Source organism: Epilithonimonas mollis (genome assembly GCF_900142325.1).
GTDB lineage: Bacteria > Bacteroidota > Bacteroidia > Flavobacteriales > Weeksellaceae > Epilithonimonas > Epilithonimonas mollis.
The window spans coordinates 69,112-81,506 of the sequence record NZ_FRAM01000004.1 but is presented as its reverse complement, the minus strand read 5'-3'; the positions used below and the strand labels follow the sequence as shown (position 1 = coordinate 81,506).

Annotated in this window: 12 protein-coding genes; 9 read left to right on the top strand and 3 right to left on the bottom strand. The window is 36.7% G+C overall.

Features of this window, described 5'->3' with window-relative positions:
* Positions 1–7 precede the first annotated feature (7 nt).
* The 9 genes from BUA97_RS14550 to BUA97_RS14510 all read left to right on the top strand — a co-directional run bounded on the left by BUA97_RS14550 (position 8) and on the right by BUA97_RS14510 (position 9,752).
* Positions 8–643: a TlpA family protein disulfide reductase gene (locus BUA97_RS14550; RefSeq protein ID WP_072999588.1), complete on the top strand. Its 636-nt coding sequence runs from the start codon at positions 8–10 to the stop codon at positions 641–643.
* Positions 644–648: 5 nt separating this feature from the next.
* Complete coding sequence (locus BUA97_RS14545; protein WP_072999586.1) at positions 649–1,623, top strand: FecCD family ABC transporter permease; 975 nt, start codon at positions 649–651, stop codon at positions 1,621–1,623.
* On the top strand, positions 1,623–2,567 hold the full coding sequence (locus tag BUA97_RS14540; RefSeq protein ID WP_072999583.1) for an ABC transporter ATP-binding protein: 945 nt from the start codon (positions 1,623–1,625) through the stop codon (positions 2,565–2,567). The genes BUA97_RS14545 and BUA97_RS14540 overlap by 1 nt, the downstream gene beginning before the upstream one ends.
* Positions 2,568–2,711: 144 nt before the next feature.
* Complete coding sequence (locus tag BUA97_RS14535) at positions 2,712–3,164, top strand: MarR family winged helix-turn-helix transcriptional regulator (RefSeq protein WP_072999581.1); 453 nt, start codon at positions 2,712–2,714, stop codon at positions 3,162–3,164.
* A 9-nt stretch (positions 3,165–3,173) separates the two neighbouring features.
* On the top strand, positions 3,174–5,546 hold the full coding sequence (locus tag BUA97_RS14530) for a 3-hydroxyacyl-CoA dehydrogenase/enoyl-CoA hydratase family protein (protein WP_072999579.1): 2,373 nt from the start codon (positions 3,174–3,176) through the stop codon (positions 5,544–5,546).
* An 86-nt stretch (positions 5,547–5,632) separates the two neighbouring features.
* The gene (tnpA, locus tag BUA97_RS14525) at positions 5,633–6,094 is read left to right on the top strand and encodes an IS200/IS605 family transposase (RefSeq protein WP_072999578.1); all 462 of its coding nucleotides are present in this window, start codon (positions 5,633–5,635) and stop codon (positions 6,092–6,094) included.
* 97 nt (positions 6,095–6,191) lie between these two features.
* Positions 6,192–7,367, top strand: coding sequence for an acetyl-CoA C-acyltransferase (locus tag BUA97_RS14520; protein WP_072999576.1), 1,176 nt, complete (start codon positions 6,192–6,194; stop codon positions 7,365–7,367).
* 112 nt (positions 7,368–7,479) lie between these two features.
* On the top strand, positions 7,480–7,845 hold the full coding sequence (locus BUA97_RS14515; RefSeq protein WP_072999575.1) for a four helix bundle protein: 366 nt from the start codon (positions 7,480–7,482) through the stop codon (positions 7,843–7,845).
* 119 nt (positions 7,846–7,964) lie between these two features.
* Complete coding sequence (locus tag BUA97_RS14510; RefSeq protein WP_072999573.1) at positions 7,965–9,752, top strand: acyl-CoA dehydrogenase family protein; 1,788 nt, start codon at positions 7,965–7,967, stop codon at positions 9,750–9,752.
* Positions 9,753–9,813: 61 nt separating this feature from the next.
* Here the strand turns inward: BUA97_RS14510 and BUA97_RS14505 are convergent, their stop codons facing one another.
* From BUA97_RS14505 to BUA97_RS14495, 3 genes are all read right to left on the bottom strand, one after another.
* Positions 9,814–10,506: a DUF5677 domain-containing protein gene (locus BUA97_RS14505; RefSeq protein WP_072999571.1), complete on the bottom strand. Its 693-nt coding sequence runs from the start codon at positions 10,504–10,506 to the stop codon at positions 9,814–9,816.
* The gene (locus BUA97_RS14500; RefSeq protein WP_072999569.1) at positions 10,503–10,874 is read right to left on the bottom strand and encodes a hypothetical protein; all 372 of its coding nucleotides are present in this window, start codon (positions 10,872–10,874) and stop codon (positions 10,503–10,505) included. The genes BUA97_RS14505 and BUA97_RS14500 overlap by 4 nt, the downstream gene beginning before the upstream one ends.
* A gap of 293 nt (positions 10,875–11,167) precedes the next feature.
* A complete protein-coding gene (locus BUA97_RS14495; protein ID WP_072999567.1) occupies positions 11,168–12,379 on the bottom strand; it encodes a DUF763 domain-containing protein in 1,212 nt (403 codons plus the stop codon).
* Positions 12,380–12,395 lie beyond the last annotated feature (16 nt).

Genomic DNA, 12,395 nt, shown 5'->3' with positions numbered 1-12,395 from the left:
ATTACTTATGAAAAGATTTCTTATATACTCCATTCTGTCAATCAGCTTTTTAGCTTGTAAAAAGAATGATGAAAAAGTAGCAGAAACTAAGGCAAAAGAAGATTCAATAAAAATTGAACCCACAAAAACAGAAGCTGATGTTGCGCAACTGAAAGAGTTGTCTCCCGAAAAAATTTCAACTGTTTTAAAATCCAGTCATTCTGATACACTTTATGTGACCAATTTCTTTGCAACGTGGTGTGGACCGTGTATGCAGGAGATTCCGCATTTCAGAAAAAAGATGGATGAATTGGCAAAGCAACCAGTGAAATTTACGTTTGTAAGTCTTGACAATAAAACAGACTGGGCAACGGCTGTCAGTGATTTTGCCGATGAATATGATATCAGAAACAATGTGATTCTCTTGGACGGGATGCTTTTGAAAGAAAGCTTTTTCAAACAAAATTTTCAGTCCTGGAACGGGGAAGCAATTCCTTTTACCCTGATTAGAAAGGGTGACAGATCTGATGAAACGGTTGGTTCTATGAGCGAAGAAATGCTGAACCGGAAAATCGAAAATCTTTTAGCTCATAATTCTACTGCAAAAGTTGTTGAGAATAAAGAAAAATCAGGGATTTCTGGCCCGAAAAAATCTTTGAAATAACAATTATTTTGATGAAACGTTTTCCTGTTTTGGTAACATTGATAATCCTATTTGCGATTATTGCATTTTTCATCAACCTCAATATTGGTTTTGCAAAACTGAATTTCTCAGACTTTTTCAATTCAGTATCCGACAATTATCAAATTGCGGGTTTTAGAATCAATCGGGCTTTGGCAATGCTTTTGGCTGGAATTGCAATTCCAACAAGCGGGTTTCTTTTGCAGGACTATTTTAAAAATCCGTTGGCTGGCCCGGATGTTTTGGGAATCACTTCGGTTTCCAGTCTGTTTGTAGCATTTTATATTTTCTTTTCTCAGAATATTGTCATTCCTGATTTTTTGCAGAGTAGCTTTATCAGCTTATCTTCAATCATTGGAAGTGTTCTTTTGATGGTGATCTTACTGTTATTTTCTAATCGTTTCCGGGATAAAAGTTTCATCATTATTTTTGGGTTTCTGATTTCGGCTTTGGCTGGCGCAGTGGTTTCTTTTCTGCAGTTTTATGTGGAAAGTCAAAGTTTGAAAAATTATATGCTCTGGACTTTCGGAGCCAATAACCAGGCGAGTCTGATTCAAATTTCGATTCTTACAGTTTTAATTATCATTGGACTGATTTTCACTTTCAAATCCATAAAACCGTTGATAGGTAATGCTCTTGGAGCAGCTTATGCACAAAGTTTCGGAATCAGTCAATCTAAACTTAAGATCAGTATCATAGTAGCTTCTTCTCTTCTTTCTGCTTCTGTTACGGCATTTCTGGGACCGATTTTATTTATTGGTGTTGTCGTTCCGCATTTTTGCAGAATGATTTGGAATCCTGCACAGCTTTGGCATCAGTGGGTTCTGAATATGATTCTGGGTGCTTTTATAATGCAGGTTTTTTCAATTATTTCGGAGTTGAGTCAGTTTCCAATTAATATAATCACAACTTTCTTTGGAATTCCTGTGATATTGTTGATGCTAACCAAAAATCAAAAGTAATGAGTTTTCTAAAGATCGAACAAGCATCAATCGGTTATTCAAATCCGCTAGTTTCAGAAATTAATTCAATTCTAGAATTAGGCGAAGTTTGCCTGTTGATGGGAAATAACGGCATTGGAAAAACCACTTTGATCAAATCAATTCTTGGGCAAAATAAACTTTTGAAAGGTGAAATCTCTATCAATGGAAAAGCCGTTCAGAAAATGGAATCAAACGAAATTGCTTCTCAGGTTGCAATTGTTTTTTCAAAAGCTGAAATTCCTGATAATTACACCGTTACAGATTTAATTTCGCTCGGAAAGTACATTCATTATCCTTATTATTTCAAATTAGATGAAAATGATAAACATGAAATCCTTGATATCATAAACAAACTCAATTTATCGGAATATCAGCATAAAAAATTAAACGAATTATCTGACGGAAACCTCCAAAAAGCTTTTATTGGTCGTGCCTTGACTCAGAATTCTCCCTTCATTATTCTTGATGAACCAACCACACATCTGGATGAAGAAAATAAACTGATGATTCTTTCACTTCTCAGAGAACTTTCAAAATCAGAAAAAAAACTGATTCTTTTTTCTTCTCACGACTGGCGATTGGCAAAGGAGTTTTCGGATAAAATATGGTGGATAAAAGATAAAAAAATGATTAGCGGAATTTCTGAAGAAGTTATTCTCAATAACCCTGAACTGATCAATCCAAAGCTTTTGGAATTCAATCCCAATTTCCATCCTCCACAAATTACGGCTCCGGAACTAGAAAGAGAAATGATGTTTTCTTATCTTCAAAAAAACTTCAGTTCAGATTTATCTAAAATAAAAATAGTACTTAAAGATCAGATTTGGGAACTAAATTGTGGTACTTTTCATGATAATTGTCATACTTTTCCGGAAATTAAACAATTTCTGAAAACAATGATGAAAACAAGTCATCATAGTTAAATTCAATTTTATCATATTTAATTGTTACGATTTGCATAGTAATTAAAATATTAATAATCAACAACTTAACAATAATACATTCGAAATACTATGCATGCATAGTATTTTTTTTATATTTGTAATGAACGCTTCAATAAGCAACTTATGGAAAAGAAAAATTCAGAAAAAGTAGAAAGTGTTGACTTAATGTTAAAGTCAGCTTGGTTGGCAGTTTCTAAAATGTATTCGGATCAAGCTTCCTTGTATAATTCTACTGCTGTCCAAGCACTTACATTATTGAAAATCGATCCTAAGGAAGGAACAAGAAGTACAAACCTTGGTCCCAAAATGGCTATTGAACCAACTTCTTTAACAAGAATCATCAAGCTATTGGAAGATAATGGTTATATCTATAAAGAAAAAACCACGACAGACAAGCGCGAAGTGATCATCAAACTAACTGATAAAGGACTTAATTCCAGAAACTTGTCAAAAGAGGTGGTTGTTAATTTTAATAAAAAAATATTGGAAAATATTCAACCTGAAAAATTTGAAGTTTTCAAGGAGGTGATGAATGACATTCTGAAAATTGCTAATGAACTTAATCATAAAAAATAAATCTTAATAATGAACAGAAAAATAAAACATGTTACAGTTCTTGGTTCCGGCGTCATGGGTTCCGGCATTGCCTGCCATTTGGCAGGAAACGGCATTCAGGTTTTGATGTTGGATATGCCTGCGAAAGATTCGGAAGGTACCGACAAAAAAACGAGGAATAGCGTTGCGCAAGGTCATCTTAACAATGCTTTGAAAAGTAATCCTTCGCCAATCTATGACAAATCTTTTGCTTCTAGAATCACTGTTGGAAACTTCGAAGATGATTTGGAAAAAATCAAAAATTCGGATTGGGTAATTGAAGTGATTGTAGAGCGATTGGACATCAAACAATCAATGTTTGAAAAAGTGGACAAACTTCGTAAACCGGGAACTTTAGTTACTTCTAACACATCAGGTATTCCGATTCATTTGATGTCGGAAGGAAGGTCAGAAGATTTCCAGAAACATTTCTGTGGAACACATTTTTTCAATCCACCAAGATATTTGAAATTATTTGAAGTCATTCCAGGCCCGAAAACGGATAAATCAGTGATTGATTTCTTTATGTCTTATGGCGAAAAATTCCTCGGAAAAACTACGGTACTTTGTAAAGATACACCAGGTTTTATAGGAAATAGAATTGGCGTTTATTCTATGGCGAAAATTATGGAATTGACGGAAGAAATCGGTTTAACTATTGAAGAAGCAGATTCACTGACAGGCGATTTACTGAATCGTCCAAAAACCGGAACTTTCAAATTGGGAGATTTGGTTGGATTAGACACCGCTTTCAATGTTACGAAAGGACTTCAAGCCAATTTGAAAGACGATGACATGGTTCAGGCACTTAAAGATTCTAAAACTTTGAATTACCTGATCGAAAATAAATTCCTTGGCGATAAAGCTAAAAAAGGTTTTTACTACAAAGAAAAAGATACTGGCGGAAACGTGAACCGTTTCGTTCTTAATTATGAAACATTGGGTTACGAACCTACAAAACAGCCTAAACTGCCTATCGTTTCAGCCGCAAAAGAAGCCGGAAGTCTAAAAAATCGTTTGCCGATTTTGTTGAAAGACCAATCCAAAGCCGGAGAATTAATTAGAAAACATTATGCTTCTCTTTTTGCTTACGTTTCTCAACGCGTTCCGGAAATCACGGATGTATTCTACTCTATCGATGATGCCATGAAAACGGGCTACGCTTGGAAATATGGACCTTTCGAAAACTGGGATTTCCTTGGAGTTCAGAAAGGAATTGATTTGGTAGAAAGCGAAGGTTACAAAGTAGCTGATTGGGTAAAAGAAATGTTGGCTTCAGGAAACGAATCTTTCTACAAACTGGAAAACGGTAAACAATTATTCTACAATCAGAATACAAAAACTTACGAGCCAATTCCGGGTCAGGATGCTTTCATTATTTTAAACAATATAAGAAAAGAAAAAACAGTTTGGTCTAATTCCGAATCCGCATTAATTGATCTTGGCGATGGCATCCTTAACTTCGAATTCCGTTCAAAAATGAATTCGCTTGGAGGTGGCGTTTTAGAAGGTCTTAATAAATCCATCGACATAGCTGAGAAAGATTACAGAGGTTTGGTTGTAGGAAATCAGGCTGACAATTTCTCAGTCGGTGCAAATCTCGCAATGGTAATGATGATGGCAGTTGAACAGGATTGGTACGAACTGAATATGGCGATTGCGATGTTCCAGCAGACTTCTATGAAGTTGAGATATTCATCAATTCCAGTTATTGCGGCTCCGTTCGGAATGACACTTGGTGGTGGTTGCGAATTCTCTATGCACGCAGACAAAATTGTAGCTGCAGCGGAAACTTACATCGGCTTGGTGGAAGTTGGTGTTGGTTTGATTCCAGGTGGTGGTGGAACAAAAGAGTTTGCTTTACGAGCTTTGAAAGGAACCCTTCCTGATGACGTTAAAACCAATCATTTGAGAAATTACTTTATGAATATTGCAACCGCGAAAGTGGCAACTTCCGCGCACGAAGCTAAGCAGATGGGAATTCTGACCGATAAAGACATCATTGTTGTAAACAAAGACAGACAGATTGCAGAAGCCAAACGTCAGGCCATTGTTTTGGACGAATTAGGTTATACTCCACCAGTTCCAGAAAAAGTCAAAGTTCTTGGAAACGAAGCAATGGGAATGTTCTATGTCGGAACTGACCAAATGGTTGCAGGTGGTTATGCATCGGAACACGACAGAAAAATCGCTAACAAAATAGGTTATGTGATGACTGGCGGTAATCTTTCTGAACAGACGGAAGTTTCTGAACAATACTTATTGGATCTGGAAAGAGAAGCGTTCCTTTCACTTTGCGGAGAAAGAAAAACGCTTGAGAGAATCGGTGGAATGTTAAAAACTGGAAAACCGGTGAGGAATTAGGAAGCTCCGTAGGAGCGACCTGTTAATAGATAATTATATTATAGTTAAACAGAGCCTCGTAGAGGCGACCTGATAATTAAAAAAAGATGGCAAATACCTATACACAGATTTATGTTCAGATTGTTTTCGCTGTAAAAGGAAGACAAAATCTGATTCCAAAAGAGAATCGGGAAGAACTGCATAAATTTATGACAGGTATAATTTATAATAGAGGACAAAAATCATTCGCTGTTTTTGCAATGCCAGATCACGTCCATATTCTGATAAGTATGAATCCAAATATTTCAGTATCAGATTTAGTGAGGGATATTAAAGCTGGTTCATCCAAATTCATCAACGACAAGAATTGGATTAATGGCAAGTTTAACTGGCAAGAAGGTTATGGAGCTTTTTCGTATTCTAAAAGCAGTGTGGATGCTGTAGTGAAATATATCTTAAACCAAGAAGAACATCATAAGAACAAATCTTTCAAAAACGAATATTTGGATTTTTTAGAAAAATTCGAAATCGAATATGATTCTAAATATTTATTCGAATGGATTGAATAAAAATTATCAGGTCGCTCCTACGGAGCTCCGCTAAAATAAAATCATCGCTATTAACAGAAAACCTCTACGAGGCAAATTAAAATCAAAAATCAAAAATATGGAAGCATATATAGTAACAGGATACAGAACAGCAGTTGGTAAAGCGCCGAAAGGGTCTTTGCGTTTTACACGTCCGGATGATATGGCGGCAACTGTAATAGAACGTCTTATGAAAGATGTTCCAAATCTTGACCCGGCTCGCATCGACGATTTGATAGTCGGTTGTGCAATGCCGGAAGCAGAGCAAGGACTGAATGTCGCAAGACTCATTTCATTGATGGGATTGGATACAGATAAAGTTCCGGGTGTGACAGTGAACAGATATTGTGCATCAGGGTCAGAATCGATTGCGATTGCGGCAGCGAAAATCAAAGCAGGAATGGCAGAATGTATCATCGCTGGTGGTGCGGAAAGTATGTCTTACATTCCGATGGGCGGTTACAAACCAATTCCGGATACGGATCTGGCCAGATCAAATCCCGATTATTATTGGGGAATGGGATTGACAGCGGAGGCGGTTGCCAACGAATTCAAAGTGAGTCGTGAGGAGCAAGATCTTTTTGCCTATAATTCTCATCAGAAGGCAATGAAAGCCATCCAAGAAGGAAAATTTGAGAATCAGATTGTTCCGATTGATGTGAAATATAATTTCCTTGACGATAAGGAAAAAATTCAGACCAAAGAATATGCATTTAAACAAGACGAAGGTCCAAGAGCTGATACATCAATTGAAGCCTTGGCAAAACTTCGTCCTGTTTTTGCAGCCAATGGTTCTGTAACGGCTGGAAATTCTTCACAAACATCTGACGGCGCCGCTTTCACAATGGTGATGTCGGAAAGAATGGTGAAAGAATTAAACCTGACTCCGGTGGCGAGACTTCTCTCCTATTCTACTGTCGGTGTTCCGCCAAGAATTATGGGAATTGGACCAATGTATGCCATTCCGAAAGCGTTGGAACAGGCAGGTCTTAAACAATCTGACATCGATTTGTTTGAATTGAATGAAGCGTTTGCTTCTCAATCCGTCGCTATCTTGAGAGAATTGAACATCAATCCAGAAATCGTCAACGTAAACGGAGGCGCAATCGCACTAGGACATCCACTTGGCTGTACAGGAACCAAATTAACAGTTCAACTTCTTGACGAGATGAAACGCAGAAACAGCAAATACGGCGTTGTGACAATGTGCGTTGGAACAGGTCAAGGTGCTGCGAGTGTGTTTGAGTTGCTTTAAGACTAATAGATAATAGACGGATAGATGATAGACGAATTAAAAAAAAAATTGAAAATCTATTTCTATTAGTCTATTATCTATCATCTCAAATAAAATTTTTAAAACACAACAAATGAATGAATTTAAAAGACACAATTTTAAAAAGCTTAAGATTTGGCAAATGGCAATGGAAATATCAAAACTGACATTAGACCTAACTGATACTTTTCCAACTTATGAAAAATATGGTTTGAAAACTCAGATGGACAGATGTTCAATATCAATTCCGTCAAATATTGCAGAAGGTTCAAGCAGAACCAATAAATCTTTCAGTCATTTTTTGGATATTTCTTTAGGTTCATCATTTGAATTGCAAACTCAAATTTTGTTAGCAAATCATCGAAAATATTTATCAAACGAACAATGTGAAATCTTCGAAATTAAAATTGAAGAATTTCAAAGAGCAACAATGGTATTTCAAAATACATTAAAAGACTAAAGAGATGATAGACTGATAGAAAATAGACAATTAATGATATTTAAAAACAATTCAAAAAGTCTATCATCTATCCGTCTATTATCTATCATCTCAAATTAAAAATTTAAAATCACAACAATATGTCAACAGAAACTAAAACATTAGACGGCGGAGAATTCTTGGTAAAGGATATTTCTGCTCAGGAAATTTTCAGCATCGAAGAACTTTCCGAAGAACAAAAGATGCTTCGGGATTCTGCAAAGGAATTCATAGATAAAGAAGTAGTTCCGAATAAGGAAAGATTCGAGAAAAAAGATTACGCTTATACGGAGGAAGTGATGCGTAAAATCGGGGAAATGGGATTCCTGGGAATCGCTGTTCCGGAAGCTTATGGCGGATTGGAAATGGGATTCGTAACAACAATGCTGGCTTGCGATTACCTTTCCGGTTCTACGGGTTCATTAGCAACGGCTTATGGTGCGCACACCGGAATCGGAACGCTTCCTATCCTGCTTTACGGAACCGAAGAACAAAAACAAAAATATCTACCGGACTTGGCGGCTGGAACTAAATTCGGAGCTTATTGTTTGACTGAACCGGATGCAGGTTCTGATGCCAACAGCGGAAAAACAAGAGCAAAACTGTCTGAAGACGGAAAACATTATATCATCAACGGACAAAAAATGTGGATTTCCAACGCAGGATTTGCTGATACATTCACATTGTTTGCAAAGATTGATGATGATAAAAACATTACAGGATTCGTCATCAACCGTTCAGAATTGGAAAACCCTGAGAGTCTGACTTTTGGAGAAGAGGAACACAAATTGGGAATCCGTGCGTCTTCTACGCGTCAGGTTTTCTTCAATGATATGAAAATCCCTGTGGAGAATCTTTTGGGCGAAAGAAACAACGGTTTCAAAATCGCATTGAACGCTCTGAACGTTGGACGAATCAAATTAGCAGCAGCTTGTCTGGATGCCCAAAGAAGAATCCTGAATTATTCTTTGACTTACTCTGCGGAGAGAAAACAGTTTGGCGTTTCTATCAATACCTTTGGAGCGATTCGTAAGAAGTTGGCAGAGATGGCGACAGGTGCTTTCGTGAGCGAAGCGGGTTCTTACCGAGCTGCAAAAAATGTGGAAGACAAAATCGAAGAATTGGTTGCTGGCGGAATGAACCACGAAGAAGCGGAACTGAAAGGTGTGGAAGAATTTGCTGTAGAATGTTCTATCCTGAAGGTTTTCGTATCAGATTTAGCACAGCATACAGCTGATGAAGGTATCCAAATCTATGGTGGAATGGGCTTCTCCGAAGATACTCCAATGGAAGCGGCCTGGAGAGATTCCAGAATTTCCAGAATCTATGAAGGAACCAACGAAATCAACCGACTTTTAGCTGTTGGAATGTTAATCAAACGGGCGATGCAAGGCAAAATCGATTTGTTAACGCCGGCGAAAAACGTCGCTAAAGAATTGATGAGCATTCCGTCTTTCGACATTCCGGATTATTCAGAATATATGTCTGAGGAAAAAGAAGTGATCAAGAATTTGAAGAAAGTATTCTTAATGGTTTCCGGTTCTGCGCTTCAAAAATATATGATGGACATCGAGAAACAGCAGCATTTGCTACTAAACGCTTCCGAAATCCTGAACCAAATCTATATGGCAGAATCCGCCATCCTGAGAGCTGAAAAGCATTTCTCAACAGATTCTGTAGAAGCAGCAATGGCAAGACTGAATCTTTACAAAGCGGTAGAAATCATCACTACCAACGCCAAAGAAGGTATTGTTTCTTTCTCCGAAGGCGACGAGCAAAGAATGATGTTAGCCGGACTAAGACGTTTCACAAAATATGTGAACACACCTAATCCAATTGCATTGACAGAAAAAGTTGCTGCGCATTTTATTGAGAAAGGTTCTTATTAATAATTAATCAATTTGATTGAAATAATAAACCCGCCTAAGAGATTTCTTAAGCGGGTTTTAATTATTTAAAATCAAACGTCTTTAGTGATTCATCTAAAATTTTTCTAAACAAAGATAAATTTAAGTTATATTCATTTAAAGGAGAAAATTCAAACAAAATATAATCATTGATTTCGTGTAAAATACTAAGTGTAAACTGCATTGGGTCAACAAATGCTTGTAAATCAATTTCAGGATGTAAAAGACTAGGCAGAAAATATCCTTTACCATCTTTAAAATTGTTGAAGCTATTAAAATTAGAATGCACTTGCTCACTACATAGTATATAGTATGGTCTATATCTCTCCATTTCAACTTTTTCTTCAAGTAATTTAAGATTTGCTTTTTGTTTTCCTGGAAATAAATCATTTGCCCAACCAAATTCATTTTCTAAAAAATCTTTTCCATATTTTTCATTTATTTCATTAATTTGATTAGCAATGATTTTGTCAGTTGATTTTGGCAATGGAGGAAATTTTAACAGCTTGTGTGTATTATTATAACTTTGGATTTTCCTTTTGGAACTCCTTGTAGAGTGAAGAGAAAACTTCTGAGCTAAATCATTACTATTTTCAGTGGCTAAAATTAATAAAGTTATTGCATTTTCATAAAGCGAACGCCAGATAATCATCGAACCATCAATATGACCATTAGCTAATAAGTCATTAATTTGAAATGCTTTTCGAATGATTAAGCCATATATTAATATACTCACTTTAAAGTTTGATCTATTCGTTTTCTAGGGATTCTTTCAATTATCTTCTCGTACAGTATTGAGCATCCATTTAAATATAAATTGAAATAAATAAAAGATTTTTTATTATGAATTACAATCTTTCTTTGATTTCTAAAATGACTTTTTAAGTATTCATTAATTTTGAATTTGTGATTTTTCACATACAAATCTATACTTGTTTCTTCATAATTCTTTAATAAATCTTTTATTTTTGGTTCTATTTTTTTTACAATTTCACCCTCTGTTAAAGTAGATTCTTTTGCAAAATCTACTAAAGCTGAATCAAAGATTTTATAGAAATCTTCAAAAAATAAGTCTTTAATTTCAACGCTTTTAAATCTTCCCATTTTTATTAAAATATTTAATTTGATAACATTAAATCTACAAAATTCCGATGACGCAAAATTGCAATCCGTGAATATCAAAATAAAAAATTACTGTCAATAAAAATAATCTTCTACTACAAAAAGAAAACTCCTCACTGAAAGTAGAAAGTTAGCAACCGCAAAGAGAAAACTCTTATCCGTAAGTAGAAAGTTAGCTACTGCAAAAAGAAACCTAGCATCCGTCAAAAGAAAACTCGTGATCGTCAGAAGAAATCTCCTGTCCGTAACATTATTATTTACTCGAAAAGAAAAAATCAAAACAAACTCAATTGTATCCCATCATTCGGTTTCGGAGGTTTAGCATCGCCAAAAACTGTTTTCCCACCAAAGCGCCAAGAGTTTTGCCGCTCCTCTTCTATCACTTTTTCAACATTAAAATCCGGTGTGAAATTCTCTTCGGTTCTCACAGCAATTTCGTGTAGTTTTTTAATCGCAAGATTCTTATCCTGATTTCCCAACTTAGCTTTCTCAATGCCGGTTTTTAGGATAGAAATCGTCTCATCATAAGTTTGGGTCGGAACAGGAAACGGATGACCGTCTTTTCCGCCGTGCGCAAAAGAAAAACGAGCCGGGTCTGTAAATCTGGAAGGCGCCCCGTGAATCACTTCACTCACCAAAGCCAGAGACTGCATCGTACGCGGACCAACGCCTTTCAGCATCAGTAAATCTTCAAAATTCTCAGGTTCATTTTCTCTCGCCAGCCAAAGAATATTACCTAACTTTTTCATATCAACATCACTCGCCAAAACCTCGTGATGAGCCGGCAAAATCAAACGCTGGAAATCCTGCATCCATTTCTCGGAATCGGTTTTTGTGATGTCAACAATTCCGTTTCTGTTTTGTTCTGCTTCTGAAGAAGTGAGATTCAGAATATTCCCACGATTAACCCCGGAGATTCCCGTGTGAGGTTCATTGACAAAAGAAATCACATTTTCTGACAGCCAATGATATCGTCTCGCCGTTCCGTCAGAATCGTGCATCCCTTGCTGAACAACCGCCCAATTCCCTTGGTCGGACAATATAAAATTATGCAGGTAAAGCTGGTAACCATCCTGAATCGCCGTGTTATCAACCTTCGCAGACAATTTACTGCAACGCACCAATTCATTTCCGTCAAGTCCTGTTGAATCTGCAATTCTAAGTAATTCATTCGGTGCATCTTTGGAGAACTTGCCTTTTCCGCCAGCGATATAAATCCCAAGCGATTTAGAATTCGGATTAATGGCTCGTTTCAAAGCGCCCATCACAGACGTCGTAATACCCGAAGAATGCCAATCCATTCCCATCACTGCCCCAAAACTCTGAAACCAAAACGGGTCGGCCAATCGTCGCAATACTTCATCTTTTCCGTAATCTGCCAGAATCACTTCCACAATCGCCAATCCAAGTCTGGACATACGCTCATACAGCCAAGGCGGAACCTGACCGTAATGCAATGGTAAATCTGCAGTTCCGGAACGTTTCATTTTATTTTTTAAACCA